13 protein-coding genes are annotated in these 16,473 nt (G+C 62.0%); 12 read left to right on the plus strand and 1 reads right to left on the minus strand.

The window, feature by feature from the left end; genetic code table 11:
• The first annotated feature begins 192 nt into the window (after positions 1–192).
• From P5706_RS00590 to pgaD, 11 genes are all read left to right on the plus strand, one after another.
• Positions 193–609, plus strand: a complete 417-nt coding sequence (locus tag P5706_RS00590; RefSeq protein ID WP_200431220.1) for a MarR family winged helix-turn-helix transcriptional regulator — start codon at positions 193–195, stop codon at positions 607–609.
• Positions 606–2,684 carry an FUSC family protein gene (locus tag P5706_RS00595; protein ID WP_285678308.1) on the plus strand — a complete coding sequence of 693 codons (2,079 nt, stop codon included), beginning with the start codon at positions 606–608 and terminating at the stop codon, positions 2,682–2,684. Before P5706_RS00590 ends, P5706_RS00595 begins: the two co-directional genes overlap by 4 nt.
• On the plus strand, positions 2,681–2,890 hold the full coding sequence (locus tag P5706_RS00600; protein ID WP_016969155.1) for a DUF1656 domain-containing protein: 210 nt from the start codon (positions 2,681–2,683) through the stop codon (positions 2,888–2,890). Before P5706_RS00595 ends, P5706_RS00600 begins: the two co-directional genes overlap by 4 nt.
• Positions 2,887–3,777 carry an efflux RND transporter periplasmic adaptor subunit gene (locus tag P5706_RS00605; protein WP_200431218.1) on the plus strand — a complete coding sequence of 297 codons (891 nt, stop codon included), beginning with the start codon at positions 2,887–2,889 and terminating at the stop codon, positions 3,775–3,777. The genes P5706_RS00600 and P5706_RS00605 overlap by 4 nt, the downstream gene beginning before the upstream one ends.
• Entirely contained in the window at positions 3,774–5,216 is a 1,443-nt protein-coding gene (locus P5706_RS00610; RefSeq protein ID WP_285678309.1) for an efflux transporter outer membrane subunit, read from the plus strand. Before P5706_RS00605 ends, P5706_RS00610 begins: the two co-directional genes overlap by 4 nt.
• A gap of 81 nt (positions 5,217–5,297) precedes the next feature.
• Entirely contained in the window at positions 5,298–5,930 is a 633-nt protein-coding gene (locus P5706_RS00615; RefSeq protein WP_200431216.1) for an NADH:ubiquinone oxidoreductase subunit N, read from the plus strand.
• Between the two features lie 148 nt (positions 5,931–6,078).
• On the plus strand, positions 6,079–7,575 hold the full coding sequence (locus tag P5706_RS00620; RefSeq protein WP_200431215.1) for a YdgA family protein: 1,497 nt from the start codon (positions 6,079–6,081) through the stop codon (positions 7,573–7,575).
• A 375-nt stretch (positions 7,576–7,950) separates the two neighbouring features.
• Positions 7,951–10,431 (plus strand): poly-beta-1,6 N-acetyl-D-glucosamine export porin PgaA, encoded by a 2,481-nt coding sequence (gene pgaA / locus P5706_RS00625; RefSeq protein ID WP_285678310.1) that lies wholly within the window; start codon positions 7,951–7,953, stop codon positions 10,429–10,431.
• A gap of 12 nt (positions 10,432–10,443) precedes the next feature.
• On the plus strand, positions 10,444–12,441 hold the full coding sequence (gene pgaB, locus P5706_RS00630) for a poly-beta-1,6-N-acetyl-D-glucosamine N-deacetylase PgaB (protein ID WP_285678311.1): 1,998 nt from the start codon (positions 10,444–10,446) through the stop codon (positions 12,439–12,441).
• 2 nt (positions 12,442–12,443) lie between these two features.
• The gene (pgaC, locus tag P5706_RS00635; protein WP_200431212.1) at positions 12,444–13,784 is read left to right on the plus strand and encodes a poly-beta-1,6-N-acetyl-D-glucosamine synthase; all 1,341 of its coding nucleotides are present in this window, start codon (positions 12,444–12,446) and stop codon (positions 13,782–13,784) included.
• 2 nt (positions 13,785–13,786) lie between these two features.
• Complete coding sequence (gene pgaD / locus P5706_RS00640) at positions 13,787–14,269, plus strand: poly-beta-1,6-N-acetyl-D-glucosamine biosynthesis protein PgaD (protein ID WP_285678312.1); 483 nt, start codon at positions 13,787–13,789, stop codon at positions 14,267–14,269.
• 353 nt (positions 14,270–14,622) lie between these two features.
• On the opposite strand, the gene P5706_RS00645 is transcribed toward pgaD, so the two are convergent.
• Positions 14,623–14,784 carry a hypothetical protein gene (locus P5706_RS00645; RefSeq protein ID WP_285682831.1) on the minus strand — a complete coding sequence of 54 codons (162 nt, stop codon included), beginning with the start codon at positions 14,782–14,784 and terminating at the stop codon, positions 14,623–14,625.
• Between P5706_RS00645 and P5706_RS00650 the strand changes: the two genes are divergently transcribed.
• Positions 14,738–16,462, plus strand: coding sequence for a ShlB/FhaC/HecB family hemolysin secretion/activation protein (locus P5706_RS00650; protein WP_285678313.1), 1,725 nt, complete (start codon positions 14,738–14,740; stop codon positions 16,460–16,462). The genes P5706_RS00645 and P5706_RS00650 overlap by 47 nt on opposite strands.
• The last annotated feature ends 11 nt before the right edge of the window (positions 16,463–16,473 follow it).

Genomic DNA, 16,473 nt, shown 5'->3' on the forward strand with positions numbered 1-16,473 from the left:
TCCCACAGGTGCTTTGTTCTGCCGGAAATCTAACGTTCGCGCTCAAACCCGCTTTACTTACCCCAAAACCCCCCCACCCATCCGCAAAAGTGTTTCAAAACTTGACGGCTTTGGATCCATCCACCATATTGATAGTTAGCAAACTAACTGTATGCGAAAAATCCAGTGTCCCAAACCCTCAAACAACTCCATATGAACCTCAGCAGCAGCATGGTGGTGGGCGCCCGTAACTGGCGCAAAATCTGCCAGACCACGCTGGTGAGCTACGGTATTTCCGAAGCCTGCGCCGTGCCGTTGCTGATGATCGGCCGCTTGGGCGACGGTGTGCACCAGGTGAAAGTGGCCCAGGCCTCCGGCATGGAAAGCCCGTCGTTGGTGCGCCTGCTTGATCGTCTGTGCCATGACGGTTACGTGTGCCGCACCGAAGACGTCCACGACCGTCGCGCCAAGGCCTTGAGCCTCACCCCGCGCGGCCGTGAGCTGGTGCAAGCGGTGGAAGTGCAATTGGTGCGCCTGCGCCAGGAAGTGCTGGCCGACATCGCCCATGGCGACCTTGAAGCGGCGTTGCGTGTGCTGCGGGCCTTCGAGGCGGCTGAGGCGACCTCTTGAACGGATTTTTTACCGGCATGCCGCCAGCCCGTGACTGGTTCTACGGCGTGCGCACCTTTGCGGCGTCGATGATCGCCCTGTACATCGCCATGCTCATGCAAATGCCGCGTCCGTATTGGGCGATGGCCACGGTGTATATCGTCTCCAGCCCGTTTGTCGGCCCTACCAGCTCCAAGGCGTTGTACCGCGCCGTCGGCACCTTCATGGGCGCGGCGGCGGCGGTGTTTTTTGTGCCGATGTTTATTCAGACGCCGTACCTGCTGGTAGTGATCATTGCGCTGTGGACCGGCACCTTATTGTTTTTGTCTTTGCACCTGCGTACCGCCAACAGCTACGCGCTGATGCTGGCCGGCTACACCCTGCCGCTGATTGCCTTGCCGGTGGTGGATAACCCGCTGGCGGTGTGGGATGTGGCCGAGGCGCGTACCGAAGAAATCTTCCTCGGGATTGCCGTTGCGGCCATCGTGGGCGCGATGTTCTGGCCGCGGCGCCTGATGCCGGTGTTCGACGGCTCGGTGGCCAAGTGGTTTGCCGATGCTCAGGTCTACAGCCAGCGCTTTCTGACCCGTAACGTTGCGCCCGAAGAAATCAGCACCTTGCGCGGCGGCATGGTCGCTACCTTTAACACCCTGGAATTGATGATCGGCCAGTTGCCCCACGAAGGCGCACGGCCGCAAACGGTGCGCAACACCAAGGAACTGCGCGGGCGCATGATCCACCTGCTGCCGGTGATCGACGCGTTGGACGATGCGGTCTACGCGATCGAACACCGGGCCCCGGAGTTTCTCGACCGGTTCACGCCGTTGCTGCAAGAAGCCAACGCCTGGTTGGAGAGCACCACCGAGCAGGCGCCCCTGGAACGCTGGCGCGTGTTGCGCGACAAGATCGACGCCGCGCAGCCACAGGGCGAAGCGCTGGACGACCGCCACACGCTGCTGTTCTCCAATGCCCTGTATCGCCTCGGCGAGTGGGTCGACCTGTGGCAGGACTGCCGCAGCCTGCAAGCCGCCATCCAGTGCGAAAGCCAGGACACCTGGCGCGCCGTGTACCGCCACTGGCGGCTGGGCCGGCTCACGCCGTTCCTCGACCGTGGCCTGATGTTCTACTCGGCGTTTTCCACCGTTACCGCGATCATCGTCGCCTCGGTGCTGTGGATATTGCTGGGCTGGACCGACGGCGGCAGCGCGGTCATCCTGGCCGCCGTGGCGTGCAGCTTCTTTGCCTCCATGGACGACCCGGCGCCGCAGATCTACCGGTTCTTTTTCTGGACCGCGATGTCGGTGTTGTTCGCCAGCCTGTACCTGTTTCTGGTGCTGCCCAACCTGCACGATTTTCCGATGCTGGTGTTGGCGTTTGCGGTGCCGTTTATCTGCATCGGCACACTCACGGTGCAGCCGCGTTTCTACCTCGGCATGCTGCTGACGCTGGTCAACACCTCCTCGTTTATCAGCATCCAGGGCGCCTACGACGCGGACTTCCTCAACTTCGCCAACGTCAACCTGGCCGGGCCGGTGGGCTTGCTGTTCGCCTTTGTGTGGACGCTGATCGCACGGCCGTTCGGCGCCGAATTGGCGGCCAAACGCCTGACCCGCTTCAGCTGGCGCGACATCGTCACGCTCACCGAGCCTGCGACCCTGGCCGAACACCGGCACATGGCCGCGCAAATGCTCGACCGCCTGATGCAGCACCTGCCGCGCCTGGCCCTGATCGGCCAAGACACCGGCAGCGCCCTGCGTGACTTGCGTGTGGCGCTCAACCTGCTCGACCTGCTGGCCTACTCGCCACGCATCTATGGCGTGCCACGGGTGCTGCTTAACCAAGTGGTCGAAGGCGTAGGCGGTTACTTCAAAGCCTGCCTCAAGGCGGGTGAACGCTTGCCCGCGCCCAGTGGTCTGCTGATGACCCTCGACCGCACCCGCCGCGCCCTCAACGGCCAGGGCAAGCAAGACGAAGAAGACACCCGCCTGCATCTGCTGCATGCATTGGCCGGCCTGCGCCTGTCGTTGCTGCCGGGCGTGGAATTTATCGACGGCACCGAGCGGGAAGCGCCGTTACCTGATGGAGCGCCTTTATGATCGGTGATCTGGATATCAGCGGGGTGTTCCTGCCCACGCTGCTGGTGCTGATGGGCATTACGTATGTGTTGTTTCTGGTGGTGCACGGGCTGTTGACGCGCATTCACTTCTATCGCCTGGTCTGGCACCGGGCATTGTTCAATGTGGGGCTCTACGCGCTGTTACTGGGCGCCGTGGACTCACTCAGTCGATACCTCATGACATGAAAAAACCTTTTTTGACCATCGGCCGTGTCGTCCTGACGTTATTGATAGTGACCTTCGCTGTCGTCGTTGTGTGGCGCATGGTCATGTATTACATGTTTGCACCCTGGACCCGTGACGGGCATATCCGTGCCGACATCGTGCAGATCGCCCCGGACGTGTCCGGGTTGATCCAGCAAGTCGACGTACGCGACAACCAGTTGGTGACCAAAGGCCAGGTGCTGTTCGCCGTCGACCAGGACCGCTTCAAGCTGGCCCTGCGCCAAGCCCAGGCCGCCGTGGCCGACCGCCAGGAAACCCTGGCCCAGGCCAACCGCGAGTACAAGCGTAACCGTGGCTTGGGCAACCTGGTGCCGAGCGAGCAGCTGGAAGAAAGCCAGTCGCGCGTGGCCCGTGCCCAATCGGCTCTGGCTGAGGCGCAAGTGAGCGTGGACGCTGCCCAACTGAACCTCGACCGCTCGGTGATCCGCAGCCCCGTGGACGGCTACGTCAACGACCGTGCACCGCGCAATCAGGAGTTCGTCACCGCCGGGCGCCCGGTGCTGTCGGTGGTCGACAGCAACTCCTTCCACATCGACGGCTACTTTGAAGAGACCAAGCTCGACGGCATTCATGTCGGCATGGCCGTGGATATTCGCGTGATCGGCGACAACGCCCGTCTGCGCGGGCATGTGCAGAGCATCGTCGCCGGTATCGAAGACCGCGACCGCACCAGCGGCTCCAACCTGCTGCCCAACGTCAACCCGGCGTTCAGCTGGGTGCGCCTGGCCCAGCGGATTCCGGTGCGCATTGCCTTTGATGACGTGCCGGCGGATTTCCGCATGATCGCCGGGCGCACGGCCACGGTGTCGATCATCGGCGATAAGGTCAAAGACGGAGAAAAACCATGAAGCAGCTGCTGGCAACCGCTGCGCTGGGTTTGCTGCTGTCGGCCTGCCAGGCGGTAGGCCCGGATTACAAGCTGCCGGAAACGTCCGCCATCAACCGTGGCGACCTGCAAGGGCAGCTCGCGGGCGAGGGCAGCAACGTGGTGTCGGCGCCGGTGCCGGCCGATTGGTGGAAGCTCTACAACGACCCGCGCCTGGACGAATTGGTGCGCCAGGCCATGGCCTCCAACACCGATTTGCGCGTGGCCGCGGCCAACCTGCAACGCGCGCGTTTCCAGACCCAAGAGGCTGAATCCGCAGGCGGTTGGAGTGCCGGCGCCAAGGCGGAAGCCCAGCGCCTGCAAGAGTCGGGCGAAGCGTTTTTGCTGACGGAAAAAGTCCCGGTGGCCAACATCGGCAGCGCCAGCATCAGCACCTCCTACCAGTTTGACCTGTTCGGCACCTTGCAGCGCGGCATTGAAAGCGCCCAGGCCAGCACCGATGCCGCCCAGGCCGCCGCTGATATTGCGCGCATCACCCTGGTGGCGGATGTGGTGCGCTCCTACACCCAGGTATGTGCGGCCAACGAAGAACTGGCGATTGCCAACGAGTCCCTCGACCTGCAAGGCCAGAGCACCCAGCTCACCCAGCGCCTGCGCGACGCCGGGCGCGGTGACGAAACCCAGGTGACCCGCTCGCAAACCCAATACAAATCCTTGCGTGCCGAGATCCCGCGCTATCAAGCATCACGTCAGGCAGGCTTGTTCCGTTTGTCGATGCTGCTGGCCAAACCGGTGGACCAGTTGCCCGCGGGCACCGGCACTTGCGCCGAGCTGCCGCACATCGCCCAATTGCTGCCGGTGGGCGACGGCGCTGCGCTGCTCAAGCGCCGCCCCGACGTGCGCCAGGCCGAACGCCAACTGGCGGCGGCCACCGCACGTATCGGCGTGGCCACCGGCGCGTTGTACCCGGACATCAGCATCGGCGCCACAGTGGGCACGGTCGGCATTCTTGACGACCTCGGCACGCCCGCGACCAACCGCTGGGGCTTTGGCCCGCTGATCAGCTGGACAGTACCGACCAACGGCGCTCGCGCACGTATCCACGAAGCCGAAGCCGCGACCCAGGGCGCCCTGGCGCATTTCGACGGCGTGGTGCTCAATGCCATCCGCGAAACCCAGACCGGCCTTGCGCAGTACACCGCACAGCTGCAACGCCGCGACGCACTGGCCGATGCCGGTGCTTCCGCCAAGCAAGCCTCGGAGCAGACGCACCGCTTCTTCCAGGCCGGCCGCGCCTCGTTCCTGGCCGACTTGCAAGCCACGCGCACCTACACCGATGTGCGCGCGCAATTGGCGGCAGCCAACACGCAAGTTGCCATGAGCCAGATCGATCTGTTCCTGGCCCTGGGTGGCGGTTGGGAAAGCGGACGAACGCAGGCGTCACAACCCGGCAAACCCTGAGCGAAAAGCTATGCTTTGACAGGCGGGCCACCCTGATGGCTCGCAGGTCAAAGTTCGCGTTTGCTCATGGGGATTCCAATAATGAAAAACCCTTATGCTCCCGCATTCTGGTGCGTGCTCTTCGCGCTAGTGTTGTTATCGGCTGCCTATTTCTACGGCGTCATGCTTGCCCACCAACTCGACAAAGCCATGGTGTTTCTCGACAGCGCCTGCCTGGTGATCGGCACGTTGTCCATCGGCGTGGTGGCCTGGGCGTCTTATCAAAATCAACGGGTGAAGCGAAAGCTGCTTCAACAAGGCAAGACCCGCGTGGCGATCTGGGACACCAAGGTCGCGCTGCGGCGCGTCGAAACCGTGTTCGACCGCTATTTCTGGGGCAGTTACTGGCAGCCTGGGCGCACTTTCCAGGAAGTCATGGGCGAGCTTACCGGCACGCCGCTGGAAAAAAGCCTCGAAGCCCTGAAAAAACAATGTGTGCTGCTCGACCAGCAGGTCGCCGACGGTAGGCATTGGCTTAATAACGCACGGGAATTGTCCGACGTGGCCACACAAATGGCACGAGAGCGCTACCAGTTGGACTTCTGCGACCCCAAGGCCGATACCCCCAGCAACGCCGTTATACACCGCGAGTTTGAGGTGTTGGTGTACACCTGGACCGCACGCTTGAAGAGTTTTGATCACCAACTCGATGAGGTTGAATTGGAATACTCGTGAACCAACCGCTGACCTGACCCCTCTGAAAAGCTGGGCCGTTTTCGGCCGCCAGTGCTAATCTTCCCCCGTTTTCGGCGGGTTTGAGCCAACCCCTTCTGGGGTTCAAGGAAGACAGCCCACTTCTCACAGGATTTGATCAGGTCACTTCATGAATAAGCCAGCAGTTGTTTTTTTGGGTTTCGTTGTCGCCGTCGGCGCCATCAGTGTAGGCGGCGCCTGGTACACGGGTAAGCAACTGGAGCCGGTGTTGCAAACCGCGATCCAGAACGCCAACAAAGAACTGCAGACCTCCATGGCCGGCGTCGATGGCACCGTGAACCTGGAGCTGGTGTCCCTGGACCGTGGCCTGTTCAGCAGCACCGCGCACTATCGCCTCAAAGGCCAAGGCAGCGTGTTCGGTGAAGAAAACCCGAACCCCGAACTGCTGTTCGTCGACCATATCGAACACGGGCCGCTGCCGTTCTCGCGCCTGGTGACGCTGAAATGGCTGCCGGTCATGGCCACCAGTCACTATGAGCTGGAGAAGAACGCCACCACCGAAAAATGGTTCGCCGCCAGCAAAGACGTGTCGCCGCTCAAAGGCGTGGCCAATATCGGCTACAACCGTTCGGTCGATGGCAACGTCGAATTGCAGCCGCTGGACATCAAGGACGACAAGTCCTCGGTGAGCTTCTCCGGTGCCAACCTGGACTTCGACAGCAGCGCCGAAGGCCAGAAGGTCAAGGCCAGCGGCTACATGAACAGCCTTAAAGTCTCGGTGATCGATGCCAACGGCCAGCCGCTCGAAGCCGAACTGTCCGGCCTGACTGTGGCCAGCAACCTGGAGAAATCCACCTTCGGTTTCTACACCGGGCAAAACACCGTTGAGCTGACTGACACCAAAGTCACCTTCGGCCCGCAGAAAGCCGTGCTGACCCTCAAGGGCTTCGAGCAAAAAGACACCAGCGAAACCAAGGACAACAACCTGGCAGGCCGTGTCGACTACAAGATCGACGAAATCGGCTACCAGGGTAAGCCTGTCGGCTCGGCGGCCATGGCCCTGAGCATGAAGAACATCGACATACCGGCCATGCTGGTGCTGACCAAGCTCTACCAGGACAAGATGCAGCCGGTGCAAGCCGCCGCTGCTGCCGGCCAACCGGTGCCTGAGCTGCAACTGACCGAAGCCGAGCAGACCCTGGCCGAGGCCAACGTCAACCAGGTGCTGGCCGCCAAGCCGCAAGTGGCGGTGGAAAACCTGTCGCTGAAAACCACCCACGGAGAAAGCAAATTCAACCTGGTGGTCGACCTGACCAAACCCACCTCGATGGAACTGCCGCCGGTTGAGTTGGGCAAGCAAGTTATCGCGCTGCTGGATGCCAACCTGACCCTGTCCAAGCCGATGATCGGCGACGTCGCTGCTCTGCAAGCTGAAGTAGGCGGCGTGACCGACCCTAAAGCCATCGAGCAGCAATCGCAGATGGCGGCTGAGATGGTCAGCGGCATGGCCGTCGGCACGCAACTGGCAACTCTGGTGGGCACCGACGTGGTGTCCAAACTGCACTACGCCAACAATGAAGTGACCTTCAACGGCCAGAAGATGACCGTGGAGCAATTCATTGGTTTTGTGATGGCTAAAGCGGGTGCGGTCAGCGGCGCGCACTAATTCTGTTAGATCTAATTGAAGTAATCAGACTGTGAAGCGCACTTTTTGTGGCGAGGGAGCTTGCTCCCGCTGGGCTGCGTAGCGGCCCCGAAACCTGACACAGCGACCGCCTTGAAAAAGCGGTCGTTTGAATGGGGGCTGCCCTGCAGCCCAGCGCGAGCAAGCTCGCTCGCCACAACGAAGGTGCTTGCAGACTCACACTTATGGCCGCCCCTGCAATTCTGAACAATTGTTTTGAATTAGCCTTTCCCCTACATTCCTAAGGGATAGTTCCTACAGGAAAGCTAGGCCGGGTCACGAGACGCCGGCACCCTGATGCGTTTCGCTCAGGACCACCTATCGTTACAGCTTTCCGTGTGTAAGGAAGCTCACGATATGCTGCGAACACTACCCATCAGTGCTTCAGGCCGGTTGCGTCTGCTCATTGGGGCCGCCTTATGCAGCCAATTGCTGACGCCCAGCCTTGCCTTCGCCGACCCAGCCTATGACGCCCTGATTATCCAGGCGCGTAACGGCAACTTCACCCCCGCGCTGACCCAATTACGCCAACTGCCGCCTGAACGCCAGACACCAGGCCAGATCAGTGATCACCTGGTAATTGCCGGTTGGGCAGGGCAAGACGCCGAAGTGCTGAAGGTGTACGAGGCTCAGGGCAAAAATCGCAACCTCACCACCCAGGCGCTGGCCACGGTGGCGCGTACTTATCGCAACCAAAAGCAGTGGCCACAGGCCCTGGCGGTTTATCAGCAAGCGCTGCTGCGTGAGCCGGGCAATATCGACCTGCAACTGGGCCAGGCGCTGACCCAGGCCGACGGCGGCCAGGCCACCACAGCCGTGCAGCGCCTGCGCGCATTGGTGGCGGCGCAACCGAATGACCCCAACCGCCGCATGGCCCTGGGTTATGCGCTGACCCGCGCAGGCTTGAACTACGACGCGTTGTTCGAGTTCGACCAAGCCTTTACCCGCGCCGGTGACAAACCTGAAGTGGTTCGCGAATACATCGTCGCCCTGCAAAAGGCCCGCCTGCCGGAGCCGGCGCTGCGCCTGTCGGCCCAGCACCCGGGCCTGCTCGACGCGGTGACCCAGCGCCGCCTCGAAGGTGACCTCGCCGCCGAGCGCGTGCGCATGGCCGAGTTCGCCACCCGCACCGAAAAAGAACGCTACGTGGTTGCCGACCGCGCCCTCAATGACTACGACAAACTGCTCGCGCGCTGGACCCCGGACCCAAGTGCCCATGATGATGTGGTGCGCTGGCGCATCGACCGCCTGGGTGCCCTCAAGGCGCGGGCACGCACCGCCGATGTGATCCGCGACTACGAAACCCTCAAGGGCGAAGGCGTGCAATTGCCGACCTATGCCCTGCGTTGGGTCGCCGCGTCTTACCTCGACCAGCGCTTGCCGGAAAAAGCCGAGCCGTTGTACCGCCAGGTGATCAGCGCTGCCGATGCTGAGCCCGATGACCGAGTCGAAGACACCACGGCCCTGTTCTACACCTTGCAGGAAAGCGACAAAGGCGCCGATGCGCGCGAAGTTGCCAACAGCCTCGCCACTAGCCAGAAACCTCGAGTCGAACTCAAGGGCCTGCCCATCGGCAACCCCAACGACGCCTGGATGGACGCGCAACAGCTGTCGGCCCAGGCCGGTGTCTATGGCGGCGACCTGTCCGGCAGCGAAGCCGGCTTGGACGCGCTGGTGGCCAAAGCCCCCGGCAATGTCGGCCTGCGCCTGGCCCAGGCTGACATGTATCGCGCCCGCGACCTGCCACGCCGCGCCGAGGGCATCCTCAAGGAAACCGAAGCCCAGACCCCGCGGGATATCGGCCTGGAAGTCAGCCAGGCCTACACCGCCATGGACCTGCAGGAATGGCGGCAAATGGACGTGCTCACCGATGACGTGCTGGCCCGCAACCCGGACAGCCGCCAAGTGCAGCGCCTGAGCCGCCTGCGGGATGTACACGACATGGCCGAGCTGCGCGTGGAGGCCTACACCGGTAAAAGCTACGGCGGCGGCAATAACAACGACGCCGGCGCGGTGGCCGGCAGCCGTGACTGGGGCATCGAAAGCGTGCTTTACACGCCGCCTATCGATGAAGACTGGCGCCTGTTCGCCGGTGCCGGCTACGCCACCGCCGATTTCAGCGAAGGCACCGGCCAGCACCGTTGGCAGCGCGTCGGTGTGGAGCGCCGCACCCGCGACATGACCCTGGAAGCCGAAGTCTCCAACCATTCCTATGGCTATGGCTCCAAGCAGGGCGCGGCCGTGTCGATTGCCCGCGACATCAACGACAACTGGCAGTACGGCGGCAGCCTCGGCTACCTGCTCACCACCACGCCGCTGCGGGCGTTGAATGCCGATGTTACCGCCAACGGCGGCAGTGGCTTTATTCGCTGGCGCGCGAATGAAAGCCGCGAGTGGAAACTGGCCCTGAGCCCGTCCCACTTCAGCGATGGCAACAACCGCTTCGAAGCCGTACTCACCGGCCGCGAGGGCATCTACAGCGCGCCGGGCGTGCAGGTAGACCTGGGCCTGGAAGTCGGCACCAGCCACAACACCAAAGAAGACACGGTGTACTTCAACCCCAAATCCGACTTCACCGTGTTGCCCACGGTCACGGTCAATCATGTGCTCTATCACCGCTACGAGACTCAGTGGAGTCAGCAGTTCCAGCTCGGTGCAGGTACGTACAGCCAACGGGATTACTCCACCGGTGGCGTCGGTTTGATCGGCTATGGCCAACGTTTTCGCTGGAACGATGTACTCGACGTGGGCGCCAACCTGAGCTTGATCAGCCGACCTTATGACGGTGATCGCGAACGCGATCTGCGCTTGCTCGTCGACCTCACTTACCGTTTCTAAAAGAGCCTGACCATGACCGTCCTTTACCGTTGCCTGTTGGTCCTGGGTGTAATGCTGGCCAGTGCCTGCGCCCAGCAACCCGCGCCCTTCACTCCACCCGCCGAGCGGCCGATAGCGGCCAACGAAGCGCCGTGGCCGAAAAACCATTTCCTGGGCATTGCCTACCACGACGTCGAGGATCGCGACCCCGACCAGGCGGTGGTGGCAGTGCGCACCGAGCGCTTGATCGAACAGCTGGCGTGGTTGCGCGAAAACGGCTACCAGGCGGTCAGCGTCGACCAGATTCTGGCGGCACGCAACGGCGGCCCCGAGTTGCCGCCCAAAGCCATCATGCTCAGCTTCGATGACGGCTATTCGAGCTTCTACACCCGCGTGATGCCGATTCTGCGCGCCTATCGCTGGCCGGCCTTGCTGGCGCCGGTGGGGTATTGGATCGACACGCCGCTCAATCAACCGGTGGACTTCGCCGGCTCGCCGCGCCCACGTGGGGAATTCCTCACCTGGCAGCAGATTCGTGAAGTGTCGCAGTCGGGCCTGGTGGAAATCGCCGCGCACACCGACAACAACCACAAAGGGATTTTGGCCAACCCCCAGGGCAACCTGGAACCGGCGGCGACCAGCCTGCGCTTTGACCCGGCCACCGGGCGTTATGAAGACCAGACCAAATTCGATGCGCGCATGCGGGCTGATGTTGCGGCGATCACTGACAAGATCCGCAGCGTGACCGGCAAGGCGCCTCGTGTATGGGTATGGCCGTATGGTGCCGCCAAAGGCACCTCGCTGGCGATTGTCGGCGCGCAGGGCTACCAGATGGCGCTGACCCTGGAAGACGGCCTCGACAGCCTCGGCAACCTGATGAACAGCCCGCGCTTTTTGGTGGCCTCGGACCCGGACGGCGAACACTTCGCCAACAGCATGGTGGCCGTGCAAACCCAGGCACCGCTGCGGGTGCTGCACGTGGACCTCGACAACGTTTACGACCCCGACCCGGCCCAACAAGCGCGCAACCTCGACCAGCTTGTACAACGGGTGGTCGACATGGGCGCCGGCACTGTATTCCTGCAAGCCTTCGCCGACCCCAAGGGCGATGGCCTGGTGCATTCGCTGTACTTCCCCAACCGCCACTTGCCGGTGCGCGCCGACCTGTTCAACCGCGTCGCCTGGCAGCTGCGCACCCGTGCCCATGCCAGCGTGTATGCCTGGATGCCAGTGCTGAGTTTCGCCCTCGACCCCAAGCTGCCGCGTGTGACCCGCTGGGACCCGCAAACCGGCCAGGTCGGCACCGACCCGGACCAATACAAGCGCTTGTCGCCGTTCGACCCGCAGGTGCGCAAGATCATCGGCGAGATCTATGAAGACCTGGCCCGCAACAATGCCATCGACGGTGTGCTGTACCACGACGACGCCGTGCTTTCCGACTTCGAAGACGCCAGCCCCGCGGCGCTCAAGGCTTATGCCGCCAACGGCCTGCCGGGCAGCATTGCCGCGCTGCGTGCAGACCCAGCAGTGATGCAACGCTGGACGCGCTTCAAGAGCCGCTACCTGATCGACTTCACCAACGAGCTGACCGCCAAGGTCCGCGCCATTGGTGGCCCGCAGGTGCAGACCGCGCGCAATATCTTTGCCGAGCCGATGCTCAACCCGGCCAGCGAAGCCTGGTTTGCGCAGAACCTTGATGACTTCCTCCAGGCCTACGACTGGACCGCGCCCATGGCCATGCCGTTGATGGAAGGCCAAGAGCTGAACACCTCCAACGCCTGGCTGGAAAAACTCGTCGCCACCGTTAAGGCACGCCCCGGCGCGCTGGAAAAAACCGTGTTCGAGCTGCAAGCCAAAGACTGGCGGACCAAAGCAGCGCCGGATATCAATGGCGCGCAAATGGCCGAATGGATGGGCGTGCTCAAACGCCAGGGGGTCAAGAGCTTTGGCTACTACCCGGATAACTTCCTGGAAAATTCGCCGGACCTGAAGACAGTTCGTCCGGCCCTTTCCAACCAGTGGAACCCTTGATCATGTTCGACAGAATCCTGGCTTTATTCGTGTTGGCGTTGGTGTTGGGTGTGCCCCTGGGCCTGATCTTCCTGGTCACCGGGCAGTTCCTGATGGACTTCGTGTTTTTCTACCCGCTGTTCATGTCGGCGCTGTGGATCGCCGGCGGGCTGTACTTCTGGCTGCACTGGGAGCGGCATTGGCCGTGGAAGGAAGACACGCCGGCGCCGACCCTGGCCGGCAACCCGCTGATCTCGATCATCATCCCTTGCTACAACGAGGGTGATAACGCCGCCGACACCATTCATGCCGCACTCGGCCAGCTGTATCCGAACGTTGAAGTCATCGCCGTCAACGACGGTTCCAGCGACAACACCGCCGCCGTGCTCGATGCCCTGGCCCTGGAAAACCCGCGCCTGCGCGTGTTGCACCTGGCGCAAAACCAAGGCAAGGCTGTGGCCTTGCGCATGGGTGCCGTGGCGGCGCGCAGTGAGTACCTGGTGTGCATCGACGGCGATGCCTTGCTCGACAAAAACGCAGCGGCCTACATGGTCGCGCCGATGCTCGACAACCCGCGCCTGGGCGCCGTGACCGGCAACCCACGCATCCGCACACGTTCTACCTTGATCGGCCGGGTGCAGGTGGGTGAGTTCTCCTCGATCATCGGCTTGATCAAGCGTACCCAGCGCGTGTTCGGGCGGATCTTCACGGTGTCGGGTGTGGTGGTGGCGTTTCGCAAGAAAGCGCTGGACCGCATCGACTACTGGTCCACCGACATGATCACCGAAGACATCGACGTGAGCTGGAAGCTGCAATTGGACCACTGGGCGATCTTCTACGAGCCCCGTGCCCTGTGCTGGATCCTGATGCCCGAAACCGTAGGCGGCCTGTGGAAACAGCGCCTGCGCTGGGCCCAGGGCGGCGCCGAGGTGCTGTTCAAGAACATCCGTGGCATCTGGCAATGGCGCCATCGCTACCTGTGGCCACTGCTGTTCGAATACTGCCTGTCCACCGGTTGGGCCTTTACCTTCCTGCTGTCGGTGATCTTCTGGGGCTTGGGCAAGTTCGTGGTACTGCCGCAGGCGATTGCCGTGGATTCTTTGGTGCCGCCGGCCTTTACCGGTCTGGTACTGGCGATGGTGTGCCTGCTGCAGTTTGCGGTGAGCATCCTGATCGACCGGCGTTATGAGAAAGACCTGTGGAAAACCCTGTTCTGGACCGTGTGGTACCCGATGGTGTTCTGGCTGGTCAGCCTGTTCACCACCCTGGTCAGTTTTCCCAAAGTGCTGTTCAACCAGCACCAGAAACGCGCGCGCTGGGTCAGCCCGGACCGCGGCATCAAACCCAGTGAAGAGGAGGCGTGACCATGAAGCTGGTCAGAACTCGCCAAAACACCGTGATGTGGATCATCGACGTGCTGCTGACGCTGCTGGCGTGGGGCGGGCTGATCTGGCTGCTCGCGCGTGGCATCAGCGCCATGCTGGAAACCCATGGCGGCCCGCGTATTGAGGCGCCGATTTTCGCCGCGCTCAATACCTTGCAAATCTACCTGTGGATCGCCTTGTTCAACGCGGTCATCCTGATCAGTTGGGCGCGTTATCAACAACGCCGTGGGCGCAAATTCGCCCAGCGCCGCGCCGAGGCCAATGCGCTGAGCGACAAACACCTGAGTGAGAGTTTCAATTTGGGCGACGGCCACTTGGAGCAGTTTCGCAAGCCGGGTGTGCTGGTGATCCACAACGACGAAGACGGCGGCGTGGAGGATGTGAAGTCGCACGTGTCCCGCGACGTGGAGCGCCCCGGCCTGACCCTGGTGCCCGGCGCGGAAAAAGGCAAAGACGCCGGCTAGAAAATCCGAAAGACACCAAAAAGATCGTTCCCACGCTCCGCGTGGGAATGCATCCTGTGACGCTCCGCGTCACCCTAGGGCTAATGTCACCGGGACGCGGAGCGTCCGAGGCGGCATTCCCACGCAGAGCGTGGGAACGATCCTGAGGCAATAATCCGATAAATGGGATCCAACTCACAAAACAGCCGCGAACTTTTCGTCATTCTCCTGCACTAACCTAACTCGGCAAGTAGTTGATGGCTAAATAATGGCATTTGCTCAAACGTTTGCCGAATGACTATCAAAAAAGTTGCCGCTGGTCGGAATAAAAGTTTTAACCACCGCCGCTATCTCTTTTTGATAATTTTTTGTTTTTAATAATCAATGCGTTGCGGATGTAATAAGTACGAATGTGCAACTGTCCCGGTTTCTTGGGCCAGCGCTAGTTCGATGGTAGTTTGCCGCCCCTTGATTTTCGATGGATCGAACATGTCTTTTTTATCGCCACGGACTCGGTACTTGTTGTGCACTTTCATGCTCGCCTGCTTGAGCCTGAATACGGCCACTGCCGCCCCTACGCCTGGGGATCAAGACCTGATCCGCGATCGGCAAAACCGCCTGCTCGAAGAGCAAAGCCGGCGCCTGCAGGAGCTTCAGGACCTGCCCGGCAAAGAAGCCAAGCCCCAGGCACCGGCTACGCCTGCCGACACCCGTTGCTTCCCGATCAAAGACATCGAACTCAAAGGCGCCGACAGCCTGCCTGCCGGCGACCGCACGCTGCTGCTCAAACCCTATATGGGCCAATGCCTGGGCGTCTCGCAGCTCAATGAGTTGCTCAAGGTCATCACCGACTATTACATCGCCAAAGGCCGCGTCACCAGCCGCGCCTACTTGCCGCAACAAGACCTCTCCAGCGGCCATCTGCAGGTGTTGGTGGTCGAAGGCAAACTCGAAGCGGTGCGCAGCGCCGAAGGCAGCAACGTCACCGAGCGTGAACTGGCCATGGCGTTTCCCGGCAAGGTCGGTGAGGCGCTGAACCTGCGCGAGGTCGAGCAACTGGTGGACCAGCTCAACCGGTTGCCGTCCAAACAGGCGCAAATGGAACTGACCCCCGGCAAGCAAGTGGGCGGCAGCGACGTGGTGGTCAAGAACACCCCGCAAAAGCCCTGGCGCGCCAGCCTGTCGCGCAACAATGACGGGCAACGCAGCACCGGCGAGCAGCAATGGGGCGCGGGCCTGGAGTGGGACAGCCCGCTGGGCCTGGCCGACCAACTGGTGCTGCGCGGTGGCCACGATGCCATCAGCGACCACCAGAAAACCTCGAAAAACACCCTGCTCTACTACAACGTGCCGTGGGGCTGGTGGAACTTCACTTACACCTATAGCGAGAGTGATTACCGCGCGCTGGGTTACACCGACACCTTCAAGTTCAAGCAGTCGGGCGACAACCAGAACCACCAGTTGCGCGCAGAGCGCGTTATTCACCGCGATGACGTCAGCAAAACCTCGCTCAACGTCGGCCTGGCTCATCTGCGCACCAACAACTACATCAACGACGCCCAGCTCGAAATCAGCAGCAACCGCCTCAGTGAGTTGCAGTTTGGCATCAACCACGGCCGACGCATCGGCAATGCCTTCGTCAACATCGACCTCGGCGTACAGAACGGCATCGGCGCCTTTGACGCCCAGCGCGACGACCAGCACCGCGACCAGTTCGGCAACCTCACGCCCACCCCGGATTACCGTAAATACACTGCCACGGTCAGCTATTTACAGCCGTTTCTCCTGTGGGGCGAGTCGTTCAGCTTCACCAGCCTGGCCACCGGCCAACGCAGTGAAGACGTGCTGTTCTCGCCGCAGCGCATCAGCCTCGGCGGGTCGTCGTCGGTGCGCGGTTTCAAGGACCAGCAACTGTCTGGCGACAGCGGCGGCTACTGGCGCAACGAAGTGCGCTGGGCGCGCCCGGTCACCCTGGAATGGCTGCGCCCGGCCTTCGCCGAATACGGCACCAGCCTCGGTTACGACCAGGGCGTGATCCGCAACGACCGTTACAACGGCGACAACCACGGCCGCGTTTCAAGCAACTCCGTGGAACTGTTCGCCCGTGGCAAATACGTCAGCACCAGCGTGACGTTTGCCCACTCGTTAGAAAGACCTGGAGTGGTGACGGAGCGTGAAGCGCCGATCTACTTCCGAATGGATTTCTTCCTGTAATTCAACGCCCC

The organism is Pseudomonas sp. ChxA (genome assembly GCF_030263855.1).
Taxonomy (GTDB): Bacteria; Pseudomonadota; Gammaproteobacteria; order Pseudomonadales; family Pseudomonadaceae; genus Aquipseudomonas; species Aquipseudomonas fluorescens_CB.

Bases quoted from the DNA above. Each gene is read 5' to 3' on its own strand.
- P5706_RS00590 (WP_200431220.1), top strand. From the start codon at position 193: ATGAACCTCAGCAGCAGCATGGTGGTGGGCGCCCGTAACTGGCGCAAA.
- P5706_RS00600 (WP_016969155.1), top strand. From the start codon at position 2,681: ATGATCGGTGATCTGGATATCAGCGGGGTGTTCCTGCCCACGCTGCTG.
- P5706_RS00605 (WP_200431218.1), top strand. From the start codon at position 2,887: ATGAAAAAACCTTTTTTGACCATCGGCCGTGTCGTCCTGACGTTATTG.
- P5706_RS00610 (WP_285678309.1), top strand. From the start codon at position 3,774: ATGAAGCAGCTGCTGGCAACCGCTGCGCTGGGTTTGCTGCTGTCGGCC.
- P5706_RS00615 (WP_200431216.1), top strand. From the start codon at position 5,298: ATGAAAAACCCTTATGCTCCCGCATTCTGGTGCGTGCTCTTCGCGCTA.
- P5706_RS00620 (WP_200431215.1), top strand. From the start codon at position 6,079: ATGAATAAGCCAGCAGTTGTTTTTTTGGGTTTCGTTGTCGCCGTCGGC.
- pgaA (WP_285678310.1), top strand. From the start codon at position 7,951: ATGCTGCGAACACTACCCATCAGTGCTTCAGGCCGGTTGCGTCTGCTC.
- pgaB (WP_285678311.1), top strand. From the start codon at position 10,444: ATGACCGTCCTTTACCGTTGCCTGTTGGTCCTGGGTGTAATGCTGGCC.
- pgaC (WP_200431212.1), top strand. From the start codon at position 12,444: ATGTTCGACAGAATCCTGGCTTTATTCGTGTTGGCGTTGGTGTTGGGT.
- pgaD (WP_285678312.1), top strand. From the start codon at position 13,787: ATGAAGCTGGTCAGAACTCGCCAAAACACCGTGATGTGGATCATCGAC.
- P5706_RS00650 (WP_285678313.1), top strand. From the start codon at position 14,738: ATGTCTTTTTTATCGCCACGGACTCGGTACTTGTTGTGCACTTTCATG.
- P5706_RS00645 (WP_285682831.1), bottom strand. From the start codon at position 14,784: ATGAAAGTGCACAACAAGTACCGAGTCCGTGGCGATAAAAAAGACATG.